This is a genomic window from Streptomyces sp. NPDC017940 (genome assembly GCF_044328435.1).
In the GTDB taxonomy this organism is placed as follows: Bacteria; Actinomycetota; Actinomycetes; order Streptomycetales; family Streptomycetaceae; genus Streptomyces.
The window spans coordinates 569,995-589,055 of the sequence record NZ_JBIRHJ010000001.1 but is presented as its reverse complement, the minus strand read 5'-3'; the positions used below and the strand labels follow the sequence as shown (position 1 = coordinate 589,055).

Genomic DNA, 19,061 nt, shown 5'->3' with positions numbered 1-19,061 from the left:
GCCGTGCCGGAGGTCACCCCGTGGGCGCGCTCCTGTTGATGCGGCGCAGCTTCGGGCGCCGCACGGCCGAAGCGTTCCGCACGGTGCGGGCGAGGGCCGCGATGTCGTCGGCCTCGAACACCGCCCGGATGGGCACACCGGCGCCGAGCGTCTTGCCGATGCGGCTGGCGAGACGCGTCGCGAGCAGTGAGTCGCCGCCCAGTTCGAAGAAGTCGTCGCTCATGCCGACCCGCTCGACCTTCAGCACCTGGGCGACCAGGTCGCAGAGCTGCTCCTCCTGCGGGGTGCTCGGCGGGACGTAGGCGCGGGCCGCGCCCTGGGGCTCGGGCAGCTCGGCCCGGTCCACCTTGCCGTTGGCGGTCAGCGGCAGCTCGTCGAGGAGCACGAAGGCCGCGGGGACCATGTACTCGGGCAGGGACTGCGACACGAAGGTGCGCAGTTCCTCCGTGGAGAGGGAGGCCGCGCCCCCGGCCCGCGCCGGGACCACGTACGCCACGAGCTGCTTGCCCTGCTGCCCGGAGGGGTCCTCGCGGGGGACGACCACCGCGTGCGAGACGTCGTCGTGCTGCTCCAGGGCACTCTGGATCTCGCCGGGTTCGATGCGGAAGCCGCGGATCTTGACCTGGGTGTCGGCGCGGCCCCGGAAGACCAGGCGCCCCTCCGGGGTCCAGGCCACCACGTCGCCGGTGCGGTACATGCGTTCGCCGGGGCCCGCGAAGGGGCAGGCGACGAAGCGTTCGGCGGTGAGGGCGTGCCGGTCACGGTAGCCGCGGGCCAGGCGTTCGCCCGCGATGTACAGCTCGCCGGGGACGCCGGGCGGCACCGGGCGCAGGGCCGGGTCCAGGACGTAGAGGCGGGTGTTGTCCAGGGGGCGGCCGATCGGGACCACCGCGCCGATGTCCTCGGGCGCCGCCATGGGGTGGATGGAGGCGGCCATGGTGGCCTCGGTGGGGCCGTAGGCGTCGACGACCCTGATCCCGGGGCAGGCGGCGAGGACCCGCTCCACGGCGGCGGGCGGCACCACGTCACCACCGGCCCACACCTCGCGGACCCCGGTGAAGGCCTCCGGTGCCTCCTCCGCCACGACCTTGAACAGGCCCGCGGCGACCAGGAGTCCGGTGATCCGGCGCTCCGCGATCAGCCCGGACAGCGTGCCGACGTCCAGGCGCCCGGGCGGCGCGACGACCACGGCGCCGCCGTTCAGGAGCGGCGCCCACAGTTCGTAGGTGGAGGCGTCGAAGGCCTGCGTGGAGTGCATCAGGACCCGCTCGTGCGCGTTCCCCGCGTAGCAGCGGTCCGAGGCGAGTCCCGCCACACCGTGCTGGGTGACGCCGACGCCCTTGGGGGTGCCGGTGGAGCCGGAGGTGTACATCACGTAGGCGAGCTGCGCCGGATGCCCGCGCCAGGACGGCGGCAGGTCGTCCGCCGGGGCCGCGGCGAGGTCCGCCGCGGTGGCGGGATCGTCCAGGATCAGGTGCGGGCTGTCGTGCTCGGGGAGCTCGGCGGCGGTGGCGGTGTCGGTGACCAGGACGACGGGTGCGGCGTCGCGGAGCATGAACTCCAGGCGCTCGGCCGGGTAGTCGGGGTCGACGGGCAGGTAGGCGCCGCCCGCCTTGAGCGCGGCGAGGACCGTGACGACGTACGCGGCGGAGCGGCGCAGGGCGACGGCCACGACCGCGTCCTGGTGCACACCGTTGGCCCGCAGGAGCCGGGCGAGGCTGTTGGCGCGCTCGTCGAGTTCCCGGTACGTGAGGGGGGTGCCGTCGGTGTCGACGACGGCCGTCGCGTCGGGGTCCGCGGTGACGCGCCGCGCGAAGAGGTCGGTGACGGTGGCGTCGGGGCGCGGGTGGTCGGTGGCGTTGAAGCCGGTGAGGACCTGGTGGCGCTCGGCGGCCGCGAGGGCGTCGATGTCGCCGACCCGGGCGTGCGGGTCCTTAGCGAACCGGCTCAGGACCCGCCCGAACCGGTCGGCGAGCGCGTCCGCAGCGTCCTGGTCGAGGACGTGCCGCTGGTAGTGCACGACCAGGCGCAGCTGCGGGCCGTCCGGGTAGACGTACACGGTCACCGGGTAGTGCGTGGCGGTGAACGTGCGCATGCCGGTGACGGTGAACCCGGCGGCGGCACCGGCCTCGGCGATGGCCTCGCGGTCGAGGGGGAAGGACTCGAAGCCGATCGCCGAGTCGAACAGCGTCGGCAGGCCCGCGCCGCGCTGGATGTCGGCGAGGCTGTAGTGGTGGTGTTCGAGGAGCCCGGCCTGCCGCGCCTGGAGGTCGGACAGCACCTGCCCGAGGGAGTCCCCCGCCGAGTAGCGCACGCGCACCGGCGGCGCGTTGAGGAACATGCCGACGATCGAGTCCACTCCCGCGAGCGTCGGCGGGCGTCCCGACGCGGGCGCCGCGAGCAGTACGTCCTGGCGTCCGGTGAGGTGGCCGACGAGGACGCCCCAGGCGCCCTGGACGAGGGTGTTGAGGGTGACGCCGTGGTCGGCGGCGCGGCGGGCCAGGTCGCGGGCGTGGGCCGCGGACAGGGGGACGTCGGAGAGGCCGATGCCGGTGCTCTCGGCGTCGGACTCGGCGCCGGGGAAGAGCAGGGTGGGCTCCTCGACCCCGTCGAGTTCGCGCTGCCAGGCCCGCGCGGGTTCCGCGGTGTCCTGGCGGGAGAGCCAGGTCAGGTACTCGCGGTAGCTGCGGGGGCGCGGCAGTGCGCCGAGGTCGCCGTCGGCGGCGTACAGGCGCAGCAGGTCCTGGGTGAGCAGCGGCAGGGACCAGCCGTCGAACAGGGCGTGGTGGACGGTCAGGACGAGTTCGTGGCGGTCGGGGGCGAGGGTGAGCAGGGCCATCCGCAGCATGGGCGGGCGGGCCGGGTCGAACAGGACGGTCAGGTCCTCGGCGAGGAACTCCTCCAGGCGTGCCTCGCGCGCCGCGTCGTTGAGGTCCCGGTAGTCGCGCTGCTCCCAGGGCAGTTCGACGGTGTCCATGACGAGCTGGACGAGTTCGTCGTCGGGTCCCGGTACGAAGGCCGCGCGCAGCGCGGGGTGGCGCCGCACCAGGGCCTGGCAGGCGGTGCGCAGGCGGGCGGGGTCGATGTCGCCGGACAGGTGCAGGGTGTACTGGCAGAGGTAGGCGTCGAAGGCGGCGCCGGACTCCAGGGCCATCATGGAGTGGAAGAGCAGGCCCTTCTGGAGCGGGGACACCGGCCAGATGTCACCGAGATCGGGGTAGCGCCGCTGCCAGTTCTCGATGTCGGCCTGGGCCACCGTCACCAGGGGCACGTCGGAGGGCGTCAGGCCGCCCGCGCCGGGGCGGTCGGCGTGCCGGGCGAGGCCGCGCAGGGCCTCGCACCACAGCTCGGCGAGTTCCCGTACCTCCGTCTCGCTCAGTACGCCCTCGGGCGCGGTGAACAGGGCGCCGAGGCGGGGGCCTTCGGGGGTGTCGGTGACGTGCGCGTTGATGTCCAGCTCCGCAGGGGCCCGCATCCGGGGGTCCTGGCCCGCGTCCAGCTCCGCGAGGTCGGCGACGCCCGTGTCCTGGGTGAAGCCGAGGCCGCGCAGCTCCGCGGGCATGTCGGCGCCGGCGGAGAAGCGGCCCAGGTAGTTGAAGCCGATCTGCCCCATCGGGTGCGGTGCGAGCACGGCGGCCGTCTCGGGGTTGAGGTGGCGCAGCAGGCCGTAGCCGATGCCCTTGTCGGGCACGGTCAGGAGTTGCTCCTTGACCGCCTTGAGGACGGCTCCGGCCGCCGCGCCGCCCGCGAAGGCCTCCTCCAGGTCGGCGCCCGCGACGTCCAGGCGGACCGGGAAGGCGCTGGTGAACCAGCCGACCGTGCGGGACAGGTCGGCGCCGGGCGCCGCGGCCTCCTCGCGGCCGTGGCCCTCCAGGCGGATCAGGGAGGACGTCTCCCGTACTCCGCGTGCGGCCCGCCACTTGGTGACGGCGAGGGCGAGGGCGGCCAGGAGCCCGTCGTTGACACCGCCGTGGAACGCGGCGGGCAGTGTGGTCAGGAGCGTCTCGGTGACCTCGGCCGGGAGCCGCACGCGGGTGCGGGAGAGCGTGGCGACCACGTCCACCGCCGGGTCCAGGCGGCGGGCGCCGAGCACCGGGTCGGGGCCCTCGACGATCGACCGCCACAGCTTCAGCTCCGCGGTGCGCGCGGGGCGCCCCGCCTCCTCGGCCAGGGCGTGCGCCCAGCGGCGTGCGGAGGTGCCGACGGGGGGCAGTTCGGGCTCGTGGCCGTCGCGGACCTGGCGCCAGGCGGTGGCGAGGTCCGGCATGAGGATGCGCCAGGACACGCCGTCGACGACGACGTGGTGCAGGACGACGAGGAGGCGTCCCGCCCGCCCGGGGTCCGCGTCGAACCACACGAACTGCGCCATCACCCCCGCCGCGGGGTCGAGGCGTCCGGCGGCGGCGTCGAGTTCGGCGAGGAGCAGCGTGCGCCAGGCCCCGGCCCGCTCCCCCGCCGCGTCCCACGGGGCGTCGCAGCCGACGCGGTGTACCAGGGCGTCCGCGTCGAGTGCGCCGACGGGCTCGACGACGAGGCCGGGGCCGCCGGGAACCCCCGCGTCGTCGGTGTTCCCGGCCTCGACGAGCCGGGCCCGCAGCAGGTCGTGCCGGTCGAGCACCGCGCCGAGCGTGGCCACGAGGCCCGGCCTCCCGATGCCCCGCGGCAGTTCGAGGACCATCGCCTGGGAGAACCGCTCGAAGCCGGGGCCCCAGTCCCGTACCCAGTGGGTGACGGGCAGGTGGGGCAGGAAGCCGGTGCCGCCGCCCTCCAGTTCCGCGAGGACGGGTGCGGTACCGGGCGCGGCCGCCGTCACGACCTCGGCGAGCGCGGCGACCGTGCGGTGCTCGAACACCTCGCGGGCGCCGACCACGATGCCCCGGGCGCGGGCGCGGGTCGCGACCTGGATGGACTGGATGCTGTCGCCGCCGAGGGTGAAGAAGTCGTCGTCGATGCCCACGCGGTCGGCGCCGAGCACCTCGGCGAAGAGCGCGGCGATGGCCTCCTCGCGCTCGTCGCGCGGCGCCCGGTAGGGGGCGCCGTGGAACTCGGGATCGGGCAGGGCGTCCCGGTCGACCTTGCCGTTGACCGTCAGCGGCAGTTCGTCGAGCACCACGAAGGCGGCGGGGACCATGTACGGGGGCAGCCGCTGGGCGAGGTAGGCGCGCAGCTCGCCGGGGCCGACGCCGGAGTCGAGCACGAAGTGGCCGGTGCCGCCGCCGCGTCCCGCGTCGAAGGTCTCGTCGAGCGCGGGCACGGTGTACGCCACCAGCTGCCTGCCGCCGCCTCCCGGCGTCCCACGCACGTCGACCACGGCGTGGGACACCTGGCGGTGGGTCTCCAGGGCGGTCTCGATCTCGCCGGGCTCGATGCGGAACCCGCGGATCTTCACCTGGGCGTCGGCGCGGCCGCGGAACTCCAGGGTGCCGTCCTGCGCCCTCGCCACCACGTCGCCGGTGCGGTACATGCGCTCGCCGGAGCCGTCGAAGGGGCAGGCCACGAACCGCTCGGCGGTCAGGGCGCGGCGGCCCAGATAGCCGCGGGCGAGCCCGGCCCCCGCCAGGTACAACTCACCCGGAGCGCCGGGCGCCACGGGACGCAGCGCGGCGTCGAGCACATAGCCGCGCATCCCGTCCATCGTCGTCCCGATGGGCACCGAGTCCGGCACCTCGTCTGCCGACCGCAGGGGGTGGCTGGTGGCGAACGTGGTGGTCTCGGTGGGCCCGTACACGTCATACACCAGGAGGCCGGGGCAGGCGCGCAGGACGCGGCGCACCGCCTCTGCGGACACCGCCTCGCCGCCGGTCCACAGCTCCCGGAGCCCGGTGAAGGCGCCCGGCTGCTCCTCGGCGACCACCCGGAACAGGCCCGCGGGGGCGAACAGGGCGGTGACCCGGTGCCGGGTGATCAGTGCGGCGAGGCCGTCGCCGTCCAGGACCCCGGGGGGCGCCACCACGACGGTGCCGCCGGACAGCAGGGGCACCCACAGCTCGTACGTCGAGGCGTCGAAGGCCAGCGGCGCGTGCTGGAGGACCCGGGTGTGCGCGCCGTCGAAGAGCCGGTCGGCGGCGAGGTCCGTCACGTCCCGCTGGGTGACGGCCACGCCCTTGGGCGTGCCCGTGGAGCCGGAGGTGTAGATCACGTTGGCGAGGTGGTCCGGCAGGCCGTCCTGCTGCGGCAGCGGTCCTGCCGGGGCGGCGGCGAGCGCCGCGGCCGTGGCGTCCTCGTCGAGCAGGAGGTGGGGCAGGTCGCTGTCCGGCAGCTTCGTGCGCGTGGCGAGGTCGCTCACCACGACGGTGGGCGCGGCGTCGGCCAGCATGAACGCGAGGCGCCGCGCCGGGTATCCGGGGTCGAGGGGCAGATAGGCGCCGCCCGCCTTGAGCACGGCGAGGACCGTCTCCACGTACTCCACCGAGCGGCTCAGGGCCACCGCGACGACCGACTCCCGGACCACCCCCCTGGCCCGCAGCACGTGCGCCAGGCGGTCGGACCGCTCGTCCAGCCGGCGGTAGGTCGACTCGCCGGTGGCACCGGTCACGGCGACGGCGTCCGGTGACGCGGCCGCCCGCTCTGCGAATAACGCCGCGACGGTCACGCCGGGGGTCGGCGCGTCACCGGCGGAGGAGCCACGAAGGTCAGTCACGAAAACTCCAAGGTTCGTAAGCACTTGCGGAACACGGGGGGAGGGCGGTGGGCAGGCCGGAACGGCCCCGGGCGGGTGCGGTGACAGGGGGGTCGTCGGGGCCGCGCTGCCGCTCCGCCGGGAGTTCGGGCGGCAAGTCAGAAGGGAGAACTCACAAGAAATTCCAAAGAACGCTCCCAGGGAAATCCCCTGGAGAGTTCACGCATCGTCATTCAGGCGCACTTCCGCTCCTGTCACCGGCGTCGATCTCCCGGCCGACCGTAACGCCCCCGCCCGCCCGAGGAAAAGGAGAAGCCTTCCGAATAGCGCTTCCTTGGCGATGCCACCTTGTTTTTCCGCACCTCGCGGCCGGGTCCCGGTCGGTGCGTCCGCAGCGTCGTCCAGGGCGGGCGGCGGTCGGGATGTCCCGTTAACAAGACGCTAAAACAAATTGCGTACATCACCACAAGTACGGACTTTTCGCAGCCTAGGTGTAAGGATCACCCACCACGCGAGGGGCGTCGGGGTGTATACGCCGACGGCCCGCGGGGGCGCAACAGCACGGATATCCGAAAGGTTGACCGGACGGCCCATTTTGGCGGGATCCGCCGGGTGCGATCGCGCCGACGGCGGGAAGTGCCGGACGGCGAAGAGCCCACTCCGCCCGTAATACGCGCCCTTTGCCGCCCCTCTTTCAAGCCTTTGCGCGGCACACCCCGGAACAGGAAAACGGGGCTGGAACGCGCCGCCCCGCCCAGGGAATTCGCGCGGCCGCGTCACCGCACGGCCGCAAGCGGACGCCGGGCGTCCCGCTAACCGACGACTTTCGCCACGTACGCGGCGAGGCGCTCCCGCATCGCACGGCCCGGCATGCCCTCCGCCGACGCCAGGTGCTCCACCAGGTCGGCGCGGACCGCCGCGAGCAGCGCGTGCGCGGCGAACCCGGCGTCGGGCACCGCCGTGTCAGCCAGCGCGTCCCGCACGACGCCGTGCCACCACCCGTAGTGCTCCACCTCGTACGGGCTGCCCGCGCCCGTCTCCTCCAGGGCGAGGGACAGGTGCCGGTTGTCGAGCTTGAAGGCGAGGAGGGCGTCCAGGATCGCCGGCACCCGCTCCCGCCCCGGCGCTCCCGGGCCGAGCGGCGGCGGCCCGGACTCCACGGCCGCGCGCACCGCCTCGCTGCGGGCCCCGAACACCGCGCGGACCAGGCCGTTGCGGTCGCCGAAGCGGCGGAACAGGGTGCCCTTGCCGACGCCCGCCGCCGCCGCGACCTGCTCCATGGACACCGCGCGCGGACCGCCGCCGCGCGCGAACAGCTCGTCGGCGGCGGCGAGGACGGCCTCGCGATTGCGGGCGGCGTCGGCGCGGGCCTTGCGCTCGGTCATGAGGACACCTTCTTCGGGGCGGGGGTTCTGCGGGGCGCGGGTCTTTCGGGGGCGCCGGGCTTTCGGGGGCGCCGGTTCCTCGGGGCGCCGGTTCCTCGGTACACGGGCACCCCCTGCCCTGCGCGGGGGTGCTCGCGCAGGGCAGGGGGTGCCCGCACGAGAACCCCTTTACAAAGCGGACCGACGGTCCGTATCGTCCGAAGCGGACTGCCAGTCCGAATCCTAGAGGAAGGCATCCGCCATGCCCACGCCCGCGAACCCCCCCGCACCGCCGACCCCCTCCCAGCTGTTCCGCGAGGGCCTGGACCTGCCCCTCGCCGTCCCCGGCTCCCTGAAGGACGCGACCCATGACTGACGTCCACCTGAGCCCCCGCGCCGTCCTGGTCGTCGGCGCCCGCGGCACCACCGGCAGCCGCGTCACCGCCCGGCTCACCGCGGCGGGCCACCGCGTCCGTGCCGGGAGCCGCACCGCCCGCGCGCCGCACCCGGGCGCCGACGCGGTCCGCTTCGACTGGTACGACGAGGCGACCCACGCCCCGGCCCTGCGGGCGGTGGACCGCGCCTATCTCGTACCGCCGCCCGGTGACGCGGACCCGGCGGCCGTCATGGTGCCGTTCCTGCGCCGGGCGCGTGCGGCGGGGGTGACCAGGGTGGCGCTGCTCGGTTCGTCCGCCGTCCCGTGCGGCGGCCCCTGGGTCGGCCGTGTCCACGCGTTCCTCGCCGAGTCGGGCCTGTTCGCCCAGTGGTCGGTGCTCCGCCCTTCGTGGTTCATGCAGAACTTCACCGGCGAGGGCCCCCACGCCCGGGCCGTCGCCACCGCGGGCGTCCTGACGACCGCCACCGGCTCGGGCCGGGTGGCCTTCGTCGACGCCGACGACATCGCGGCGGTCGCCGTGCACACCCTCACCACTCCCGCCGCCCCCGAGAACGACCTGGTGATCACAGGACCGGAGGCGCTGAGCCACGCCGAGGTGGCGGCGGTGATCACACGCCTGAGCGGCCGCCAGGTCACGCACGGGCCGGTGACCGGCGACCGCCTCACCGCCCACCTCACGGAACGCGGCGTCCCCGCGGACCACGCCCGGCTGCTCGCGGCCCTTGACGCCGCCATCGCCGAGGGCGCGGAGGACCGCGTCACGGACACCGTGGCACGCCTCACCGGACGCCCGCCCCGCGCCTTCGCGGACTTCTACCGCGCCGCCCGTTCGGGCTCCACGGTCACCGTGCCGTCCCGGTGATCGAGGACGATCCGCAGCCGCTCCCCCGCCGCCGTGACCCGCACCCGTGCCTGCACGCCCGCCGGAAGGCCCTCGGCGACCGGCCGCACCCCGGCCTCCGCGCGCACCCGGTCGACGAGTGCGCGCAGGGCATCGGGCTCCGGGCGCAGCCCCAGGTACCAGGCCGTGCCGCGCCCGTAGGAGTGCCGGGTCACCGCGGGGCCGCCCCCGTCGTCGGACGCCACGACGGTCTCCGCGCCCTCGGGGCGGATCACCTCGGCCCAGGTGCCGTCGGGGCGCGGGTCGAACTCCTCGACCGTCAGACCGAGGACCTCGCGCAGGGGGCCGGGGTAGCCGCCGAGGTGCACCCGGTCGTGTTCGTCGGTGATGCCGGAGAAGCACGAGACCAGGAGGGTGCCCCCGCCACGTACGTAGTCCGTGAGCCGGGTCGCCGTCTCCTGGGCGAGCGAGTAGAGGTTGGGCACTACAAGGAGCCGGTAGGGCGTCAGGTCGGTGTCCACGGACACCACGTCGCAGGCCACCGACGCGTCGTACAGCGGCTTGTGGTGGGCGAGGGCCGTCCGGAGGAAGTCGAAGGACGCGCTCGGGTGCGCCTCCGTCTCCAGGGCCCACCAGTTCGGCCAGTCCACGAGCAGGGCCGCGTCCGCGCGGGCGGGCGTCGACCGCAGCAGCGCGGGATGGCCGGCCAGCTCGGCGCCGAGCTCCGCGACCGCGCGGAACGTCCGTGTCCCGCGGCCCGCGTGCGGCACCATCGCCGAGTGGAACTTCTCGGCGCCGCCGCGCGACTGGCGCCACTGGAAGAACAGCACCGCGTCCGCGCCGTGCGCCACCGCCTGCCAGCTGTCCAGGCGCATCCGGCCCGGCGGTTTGCGGCCGTTGTGGGCCCGCCAGTTGACGGCGGACGGCGCCTGTTCCAGGAGCAGCCAGGGCTGCCCGCCCTTCAGGCCGCGCATCACGTCGTACGAGAAGGCGGCGCGCTGGGCCGCGTCCGGGTCGTGCGGGTCGGGATAGGAGTCGTAGGAGACGACGTCCAGGTGCGGGGCCCAGCGGAACAGGTCCAGGGTCTTGGCGACGGGGACGAAGTTCGTGGTCACGGGCGTGTCGGGGGTGATGCGGGCCAGGACGTCCCGCTCCGCGAGGAAGCAGGCGAGCAGCTCGTCGGAGGAGAACCGCCAGAAGTCCGCCTGCTGCGCCGGGTTGCCGAAGGAGGGGGCGGCCCGGGGGGTGTGGATCTCCTCCCAGGCGCTGTAGCGCTGGGACCAGAAGGTGGTCGACCAGGCGTCGTTGAGCGCGGCAAGGGTGGTGTAGCGCTCGCGCAGCCAGGTGCGGAACGCGGCGGTGGACACCTCGCAGTGGCAGTGCCGCGAGATGTGGCAGCCGTACTCGTTGCCGATGTGCCACAGGGCGAGCGCCGGATGGTCCGCGTACCGCGTGGCGACGCGCTCGGCCAGGCGCACCGCGTACCTGCGGAAGACGGGGCTCGAGGGGCACCAGTGCTGGCGGGAGCCGGGGTGCAGCCGGACGCCCTCGGCCGTCACGGGCAGGGTCTCGGGGTGCAGGCGGGCCAGCCAGGGCGGCGGTGAGGCGGTCATCGTGGCCAGGCACACGGCCACGCCCGCGTCCGCGAGGCGGTCCATGTGGGCGTCGAGCCAGGTGAAGTCGTAGGCGCCGGGGGTGGGTTCGGTGGTGGCCCAGGCGAAGATGCCGAGCGTCACGAGGTTCACGCCCGCCTCGCGCATCAGCTCCCTGTCCTCGGCGTGCGTCCCGGGACCCCACTGCTCGGGGTTGTAGTCCCCGCCGTACCCGGGGGACGCCAGCCTGGCGTAGAACCGGTCGAGCGCGTTCATCCCACACCCCTCGTCCCCTGGACCGCCCGCGCCTCTATGCCGCGGAAGTGGTCGGCCATCGCCCGCTGCGCGGCGCCCACGTCCCCCGCGCGCAGCGCCGTCACTATGTCCCGGTGTCGGCGTACGGTGACGTGGGGCGCCGGATCGCTCGACCAGCCGCGCACGCCCGCGACCCGGTGGAAGACGTGCCAGAACGCGCCGAGGAGCTGCGGCACGAGCGCGTTGCCGAGGGGCCGGTACAGCGCCTCGTGGAACTCCCGGTCCAGTTCGGGGAAGGCCTCACCGGCCGCGGCGCACCCCTCCATCCGCGCCACCAGGTCCTCCAGGTCGCACAGCTGCGCGTCGGTGAGCGCCGCTGCCACCTCCTGGACGAGGCCCTGCTCCAGGACCGCGCGGACCTGGAGGATCTCGGCGAGCGCGTGCGTGTCGTCGGCGGTCTTGACCAGGGTGCGGAAGGTCAGGCCGTCGGCGAGCGGGGTGAGCGAGGCCTCGCCGACATAGGTGCCGTAGCCGTGCCGGATCTCCACGATGTCCAGGGCCTGGAGGGCCTTGAGGGCCTCGCGTACGGAGTTGCGGCTGACGCCGAGCTCCTCCATCAGCTCGGCCTCGGTGGGCAGGAGGGCGCCGGGGCGCAGCCGGCGGTCGAGGATGAGCTGGGTCACCTCGTGCTGGACCTGACTGCTCACACGCCGTGCACGGACGGGCTCCTGAGGCATGCGCCACATCGTAGACACGGATGACATCCCACGTCCCATGTCCGGACGAGACTTCTGCCGTCCGCGGCCACGGCACCTGATCGATTTCGGCCGACTGTCCGTCAATTTCGATCCGGGATCAGCCGGTTCCGTTCCGTGCGCGTTCTCTTGACCGACCCCTCCGGCCCTCTTATGGTCGCCACGCCAGCATGACGTAGGACGTGGGATCTCCCACCAGAAGCCCCTCATGGAGGCACTGTGAGCCACCCGATCCCCGTGACGCGCGACGGCGGGCCCGGACCCGACCGGCGGTCCTTCCTCAAGTACACCGGCGCCGTCGGCGCGGCGGCGGGGCTCACCGGCACGCTCGCGGCCTGCTCGGGGCCGGAGTCCACGAACGCGACCGGCGGCACCGGCAAGGCCGGCGGCACCCTGACCGCCGTCATCGGCTACGGCAACGACGGCAGCTGGGACCCCACCCAGACGGCCTCGGCCTTCGCGATGGCGGGCAACGAGCACGTCTACGAGGCCCTGCTCGGCACGGACCCGATCTCCCGCGACCCCTATCCGCAGCTCGCCACCGCGGTGCCGGCCGACCTGAGGGCGACGACCTGGCGGTTCGAGCTGCGCGCCGGCGCGAAGTGGCACGACGGCAAGCCGGTCACGGCGGACGACGTCGTCTTTGTGTTCGAACGCATTCTCGACCCGGACACGCAGAGCCTCGCCAAGGGCTTCTTCGCGGGCTGGCTGGAGGAGGTCAGGAAGGTCGACGCGAGGGGCGTCGAGCTGATCCTCAAGTTCCCCTTCCCCGACGGCGCCGCCCGGCTCACGCTCGCCAAGATCATGCCGAAGCACGTCTACGCGCAGCCGGGCGCCTGGGACGACGCCACCAAGGGCAAGGCGATCGGCTCGGGCCCCTACCGGCAGACCGCGCACCACCCGAAGTCGAACACGACCTTCGAGGCCTTCGCCGACTACAACGGTCCGCGGCCCGCCGCCTTCAAGAAGATGAACTGGCTGACGATCGTCGACGCGGCACCCCGGGTCGCGAAGATCTCCGGCGCGAGCGCGGACGCGGAGATCTCCGACAACATCCCGTACGCCAACATCGACCGCCTCAAGCAGGGTGGCATGACGGTCGAGGGCGGGGCCGGCATGAACAACCTCTTCCTGATGTTCAACACCGCGCACAAGCCGTTCGACGACGTACGGGTGCGCCAGGCCCTGCACTACGCCATCGACCGGGAGAAGATGATCGAGGTCGCCCTGAAGGGGCACGGCAGGGGCGCCTCCTCGTTCCTGAACGAGGCGAACCCCAGCTACCGCCCGGCGAAGACGGTCTACGACCACGACCCGAAGAAGGCCAGGGCGCTCCTGAAGGAGGCCGGGGTCGACAACCTCAAGATCAACATCATGGCGGTCAACGTCAGCTGGATCGTCGACTGCCTGCCCACCATCAAGGCGTCCTGGGACGCGATCGGCGTAGCGACCACGCTCGATCCCCAGGAGACCACGGCCGTGTTCACCAAGATGGACCAGAAGAAGGACTACCAGGTCGTGGCCGCCGCCTCCAACCCCAACCAGTTCGGGGTGGAGGCCGACCTGATCATGCATTACAACTACGGGCCCGACAACCTGTGGATGGGTTACGCCCGCTGGGCGAAGAACGCCCGCGCCAAGGAGTTGTTCCGGCTCATGGACCGGGCGACACGCGAGCCGGACGCGGCGAAGAAGAAGACGATGGTGCAGGACTACATCGACATCGTCGCCGAGGAGGCCGTGCTGTATCCCGTGGTGCACAACGAGCTGATGACGGCGTGGGACGCCAAGCAGCTCACCGGTGTGCGCGCCCAGCCCTACCCCGGGATCAACCTGCTCCAGGCCAAGTGGGCCTGACCGCCGTGAGCAGCCCGTACGCCGTACCCGACCCGAGGAGCCCGTACGCCGTGAGCGACCTTAGGAGCCCGTACGCCGTCAGCGAGCCCGGGAGCGACGAGCAGTGACCGCGATCCTGCGCATCCTGGCCCGCCGCCTCGCCCTGCTCGTGCCCCTGCTCCTCGGCATCGTGCTCTTCGTGTTCCTCGTGATGCGGTTCTCCGACATCGACCCGGCGTCGGCGTTCTACCAGGGCGCGAACCCCACCCAGGAGCAGCTGCACCAGTTCCGCGAGGACAACGGCCTGCTCGACCCGCTGCCGGTGCGCTACGTCCACTTCGTGGGCGATCTGCTCGGCGGCGACATGGGCATCAGCGTCCTGACCCGGTCGCCGGTGATCGACCAGATCACCACCGCGCTGCCCCTGACCATGCAGCTGACCTTCATGGGCCTCGGCATCGCGGTCCTCCTCTCGCTGCCGCTCGGCGTGCTCGCCGCGATCTACCGCGACCGGCTGCCCGACCAGATCATCCGCGTCGTCTCCCTGACCGGCGTCGCGGCGCCCGGCTTCTGGCTGGCCCTGCTGATGATCCAGTACCTGGCGGTGGACCTGGGCTGGTTCCCGACGGGCGGCTACGTCAACCCGAACGACTCCTTCACGGGCTGGCTGAAGACGATGACGCTGCCCGCGCTCGCCCTGTCCCTGCCCGTCGCCGCCCAGATGACCCGCATCGTCCGCACGGCCGTGGTCGAGGAACTCGACAAGGACTACGTCCGCACCGCCATCGGCTCCGGCCTGCCCCCGGTCGTGGTCGTCGGCCGCAACGTGCTGCGCAACGCCCTGATCAACCCGCTGACCGTGCTCGGCCTGCGGGTCGGCTATCTGCTCGGCGGCGCCGTCGTCATCGAGACCATCTTCTCGCTCCCCGGCATGGGCAAGCTCATGATCGACGCGGTGAAGAACGGCGACCCCGCGGTCGTCCAGGGCGTCGTCATCACCACGGCCGTCGGCTTCGTCGTGGTGAACCTGGTGATCGACATCCTCTACCTGCTGGTGAACCCGCGATTGAGGGGAACCTCCTGATGCTCCAGTCGCGCAAGAAGCTCAGCGAGCGGCTGTCCCTTCCCGGCATCAGGCTGCGCTCCCTGTCGAGACTGCCGGTGCTCTCCCGCGTCGCGCTCTGCGTGGTCGCGGTCGTCGTCCTCGTCGCCCTCTTCGCCCCGCTGCTCGCCCCGCACGACCCCCTCGACCAGCAGACCCTGGTCGACGGCACCGGCCACCCCTCGGCCGAGCACTGGATGGGCCAGGACAGCCTGGGCCGCGACATCCTCAGCCGGCTGATGTACGGGGCGCGCTGGTCCCTCGCCATCGGGCTCGGGGCGACCCTGCTCGCGCTGCTCGTCGGCGCGGTGATCGGCGCGATCGCCGCGACCTCCCGCAAAGCGGTCGACGAGACCCTGATGCGGGTCCTCGACGTCGTCATGGCCTTCCCCGGCATCGCCCTCGCGGCGGTGCTCGTCGCCGTCTTCGGCGGCGGCATCACCGTCCTGATCTGCGCCATCGCCTTCCTGTTCACCCCGCCGATCGCCCGTGTCGTACGCGCCAACGTGCTCGACCAGTACGGCGAGGACTACGTCGTCGCCGAACGCGTCATCGGCGCCCGCACCCCGCACATCGTCATCAAGCACGTCGCCGTCAACTGCGCCGCCCCCGTCCTGGTCTTCTGCACCGTCCAGGTGGCCGAGGCGATCGTCTTCGAGGCGTCCCTGTCGTTCATCGGCGCGGGCGTCCGGCCCCCGGACCCCTCCTGGGGCAGCGTCATCGCCGACGGCAAGAACCTGGTCCTGATCGGCGGCTGGTGGGCGACCGTCTTCCCCGGCCTGCTGATGCTGTTCACCGTGCTCGCCCTCAACGTCCTCTCCGAGGGCGTCTCGGACGCCTGGGCGGCACCGTCCGGGCGTGACGTCACCGGTGCCGGGCGCAAGGACGACCCCGTCGAGGCCCCGGAGCCGGGCAGCGGCCGGGTCCTCGAACTGCCGGGGCTCACGGAGGCGGCGGCACGGCTGCGCGCCCGCGCCCGGCCGCTGCCCGCGGGTGCGCCCGTGCTCAGCGTGCGCGACCTGGCGATCGGCTTCGACGAGCGGCACGCGGGCGTGGACATCGTCGACGGCATCAGCTTCGACGTGCGGCCCGGCGAGGTGCTCGGCCTGGTCGGCGAGTCCGGCTGCGGCAAGTCCCTGACGGCGCTGACCGTGATGGGCCTGGAGCCCAAGGGCGCCCGCGTACGCGGCCGGGTCACCTTCGACGGGCAGGAGCTGCTCGGCCTGCCGATGCGGGCCCGGCGCCGCCTCCTCGGCCACGACATGGCGATGATCTACCAGGACGCCCTGTCGTCCCTGAACCCGGCGATGACGGTACGCGCCCAGCTCAAGCAGGTCGTACGCCGCGGGGGCCGGCGCAGCCCCGCCGAGCTGCTCTCCCTGGTCGGCCTCGACCCCGACCGCACCCTGCGCAGCTATCCGCACGAGCTGTCCGGGGGCCAGCGCCAGCGCGTGCTCGTCGCCATGGCCCTGTCCCGGGACCCCAAGCTGATCGTCGCCGACGAGCCGACCACCGCGCTCGACGTGACCGTGCAGGCCCAGGTCATCGAGCTGCTGCTGCGGCTCCGCGCCGAACTGGGCTTCGCCCTCGTCCTGGTCTCGCACGACCTGGCCCTGGTCGCCGACGTCACCGACCGCGTCGTCGTGATGTACGGCGGGCAGATCGTGGAGACGGGCGTGACCGCGGACCTCGTCGAGTCCCCCACCCACCACTACACGCGCGGCCTGCTCGGCTCCGTCCTGTCCCTGGAGTCCGCGGCCGAACGCCTCACCCAGATCAAGGGCGTCGTTCCCTCACCGGCGGACTTCCCGCCCGGCTGCCGGTTCGCCGACCGGTGCCCGCTCGCGGACGGCCTGTGCCGCACCACCGCGCCCCAGCTGCTCGGGGAGACCACGCACCGGACGGCGTGCCACCACCCGGCCACCGCCGCGGCGGAGGGGAGCTCGGGCACCGCCACCGGGGCGGAGGGGGGTCCGGCCACCGCAGCCGCGACGGGCGGGAGTCCGGCCACCACAGCCGGGGCGGAGGGGAGCCCGGCCACCGCCGCCGGGGCGTCCGACAGCGCGGAGCAGCCGCTCCGGGGAAGCGAGGCCGTCCGTGACCGCAGCTGAGACCGTGCCCCCCGGGGACCTGCCGGACCCGGAGGGTGCCCCCGCGGCCCTGGTCGCGCTGCGTGACGCGCACGTCGTGCACAAGGCCCGCACCGGCGGCCTGTTCTCCCGCGACCGGGTGTACGCCCTCACCGGCGCCGACCTGACCATCGCCGCGGGCGAGACCGTCGGCGTCGTCGGCGAGTCCGGCTGCGGCAAGTCGACCCTCGCCAAGGTCCTCCTCGGCATCCAGCGGCCGACGTCGGGCACCGTCTCGCTGCGCGGCCGGGACCTGTGGGCGATGGGTGCCGCCGAGCGCCGCACCGCGGTCGGCACCGGCACCGCCATGATCTTCCAGGACCCCTCGACGGCCCTCAACCGCCGCATGCCCGTACGGCAGATCCTGCGCGACCCCCTCGACGTGCACCGCCGCGGCACCTCCGAACAGCGCACCACCCGGGTACGGGAGCTGATGAGCCTGGTGGGCCTGCCCACGGTGCTCGCCGACGCGCTGCCCGGCCAGCTCTCCGGCGGCCAGCGGCAGCGGGTCGCCATCGCCCGCGCCCTCGCCCTCGAACCGCAGCTGGTGGTGGCCGACGAGCCGACCAGCGCCCTCGACGTCTCCGTACGCGCCCAGATCCTCAACCTGCTCCTCGACCTGAAGGAGCGACTGAACCTGTCCCTGGTCTTCGTCTCGCACGACATCCAGACCGTGCGCAGGATGAGCGACCGGGTCATCACCATGTACCTGGGCCGCATCGTGGAGGAGTCCCCGGCGGCACGGATCCTCGGCGAGGCCCGGCACCCCTACACCAGGGCCCTGTTCTCCGCGACCCCCGGGCTGCTCGCCCCCATCGACCCGATCCCGCTGGTCGGCCCGGTGCCGTCGGCCACGAGGCCGCCCAGTGGCTGCCCGTTCCGCACCCGGTGCTGGAAGGCGGACGCGGTGTGCGCCACGGCCATGCCGGACTTCGAGGACGCGGGCCCCGCGCACCGCTACCGGTGCCACCATCCCGTACTGGCGGGCGAGACCACACGCGACCTCGTCAGCCAGTCGTCCGCAGCGACGGCCGCCGCCACGGCCACGTCCAAGGAGACTCCATGACTCTTCCGGCCCCGTTGACCGGTGTCGTACCGCCCGTGTGCACCCCCTTGACCCCGGACAGCGAGGTGGACGTGGCGTCCCTCGAACGCCTCGTCGACCATCTGGTCGACGGCGGCGTCGACGGCCTCTTCGTGCTCGGCTCGTCCTCCGAGGCCGCGTACCTGCCCGACCGGCAGCGCAGGACCGTCGTCACGACCGTCGTGCGGCACGTAGGCGGACAGCTGCCCGTCCTCGCCGGTGCCATCGACATGGCGAGCCTGCGCGTCCTCGACCACGTGCGGGCCGCCGCCGACGCCGGAGCCGACGGCGTCGTGGTGACCGCGCCCTTCTACACCCGCACCCACCCCGCCGAGATCGCCCGCCACTACCGCCTCGTCGCCGAGCGCGGGCAGCTTCCCGTGTTCGCCTACGACCTCCCCGTCTCCGTGCACTCCAAGCTCGAAGCCGACCTCGTGCTGGAACTCGCCGCCGAGGGTGCCCTCGCCGGGCTCAAGGACTCGAGCGGCGACGACGGGGGCCTGCGCCGGGTGGTCCTCGGCGCCCGCGCCCGCACCGACCTGCCCGGCTTCGCCGTGCTCACCGGCTCCGAACTCACCGTCGACTCCGCTCTCGCCCTGGGGGCGGACGGCGTCGTGCCCGGCCTCGGCAACGTCGATCCCCACGGCTACGTACGGCTCTTCCGGTACGCCAGGAGCGGGGACCCGGAGCGGGCGCGGAGCGAGCAGGAACGGTTGTGCGCCCTGTACGGCATGACGGCTGTCGGCGACCCCCTGCGGATGGGCGCCAGCTCCGCCGGGCTCGGGGCGTTCAAGGCCGCGCTCCATCTGCGCGGCGTCATCGACTGCCCCCTCACGGCGGCGCCCCAGGTCCCGCTGTCCGCGGAGGAGACGGAGCGGGTGGGGAAGTTCCTGGCGGCGGCGGGGTTGCTGTGAGCCCGCGCGGGGCGCCCCGGACCCGCCCCTTCTCCGAAACTGGGGCTCCGCCCCAGACCCCGTATCGGCCTTCGGCCTCGTCCTCAAACGCCGGACAGGCTTGAGTCTTCGCCGGTGCGGCCACGTTTCTGGTGCGGCGAATATCATCCAGCCCGTCCGGCGTTTGAGGACGA

Annotated in this window: 10 protein-coding genes; 6 read left to right on the top strand and 4 right to left on the bottom strand. The window is 73.4% G+C overall.

Annotated elements, in window-relative coordinates; genetic code table 11:
• Positions 1–13 precede the first annotated feature (13 nt).
• Both ACH4DX_RS02370 and ACH4DX_RS02365 read right to left on the bottom strand, forming a co-directional pair.
• Positions 14–6,640: an amino acid adenylation domain-containing protein gene (locus ACH4DX_RS02370; protein WP_398153689.1), complete on the bottom strand. Its 6,627-nt coding sequence runs from the start codon at positions 6,638–6,640 to the stop codon at positions 14–16.
• A 791-nt stretch (positions 6,641–7,431) separates the two neighbouring features.
• Positions 7,432–8,004 (bottom strand): TetR/AcrR family transcriptional regulator, encoded by a 573-nt coding sequence (locus ACH4DX_RS02365; protein ID WP_398153688.1) that lies wholly within the window; start codon positions 8,002–8,004, stop codon positions 7,432–7,434.
• A 347-nt stretch (positions 8,005–8,351) separates the two neighbouring features.
• On the opposite strand from ACH4DX_RS02365, the gene ACH4DX_RS02360 reads away from it, so the two are divergent.
• On the top strand, positions 8,352–9,242 hold the full coding sequence (locus ACH4DX_RS02360; protein WP_398153687.1) for an NAD(P)H-binding protein: 891 nt from the start codon (positions 8,352–8,354) through the stop codon (positions 9,240–9,242).
• Here the strand turns inward: ACH4DX_RS02360 and ACH4DX_RS02355 are convergent.
• On the bottom strand, positions 9,194–11,089 hold the full coding sequence (locus ACH4DX_RS02355) for a beta-galactosidase (protein WP_398153686.1): 1,896 nt from the start codon (positions 11,087–11,089) through the stop codon (positions 9,194–9,196). The genes ACH4DX_RS02360 and ACH4DX_RS02355 overlap by 49 nt on opposite strands.
• Positions 11,086–11,814 carry a FadR/GntR family transcriptional regulator gene (locus ACH4DX_RS02350; RefSeq protein WP_398118040.1) on the bottom strand — a complete coding sequence of 243 codons (729 nt, stop codon included), beginning with the start codon at positions 11,812–11,814 and terminating at the stop codon, positions 11,086–11,088. The genes ACH4DX_RS02355 and ACH4DX_RS02350 overlap by 4 nt, the downstream gene beginning before the upstream one ends.
• A gap of 228 nt (positions 11,815–12,042) precedes the next feature.
• Here ACH4DX_RS02350 and ACH4DX_RS02345 point away from each other — a divergent pair, with 228 nt between their 5' ends.
• The 5 genes from ACH4DX_RS02345 to ACH4DX_RS02325 all read left to right on the top strand — a co-directional run bounded on the left by ACH4DX_RS02345 (position 12,043) and on the right by ACH4DX_RS02325 (position 18,888).
• Entirely contained in the window at positions 12,043–13,680 is a 1,638-nt protein-coding gene (locus ACH4DX_RS02345) for an ABC transporter substrate-binding protein (RefSeq protein WP_398117046.1), read from the top strand.
• Between the two features lie 103 nt (positions 13,681–13,783).
• On the top strand, positions 13,784–14,743 hold the full coding sequence (locus ACH4DX_RS02340) for an ABC transporter permease (RefSeq protein WP_398117045.1): 960 nt from the start codon (positions 13,784–13,786) through the stop codon (positions 14,741–14,743).
• Positions 14,743–16,872 carry a dipeptide/oligopeptide/nickel ABC transporter permease/ATP-binding protein gene (locus tag ACH4DX_RS02335; RefSeq protein ID WP_398153685.1) on the top strand — a complete coding sequence of 710 codons (2,130 nt, stop codon included), beginning with the start codon at positions 14,743–14,745 and terminating at the stop codon, positions 16,870–16,872. The genes ACH4DX_RS02340 and ACH4DX_RS02335 overlap by 1 nt, the downstream gene beginning before the upstream one ends.
• A 19-nt stretch (positions 16,873–16,891) precedes the next feature.
• Complete coding sequence (locus ACH4DX_RS02330) at positions 16,892–17,956, top strand: oligopeptide/dipeptide ABC transporter ATP-binding protein (RefSeq protein ID WP_398118038.1); 1,065 nt, start codon at positions 16,892–16,894, stop codon at positions 17,954–17,956.
• Complete coding sequence (locus ACH4DX_RS02325; RefSeq protein WP_398153684.1) at positions 17,953–18,888, top strand: dihydrodipicolinate synthase family protein; 936 nt, start codon at positions 17,953–17,955, stop codon at positions 18,886–18,888. The genes ACH4DX_RS02330 and ACH4DX_RS02325 overlap by 4 nt, the downstream gene beginning before the upstream one ends.
• Positions 18,889–19,061 lie beyond the last annotated feature (173 nt).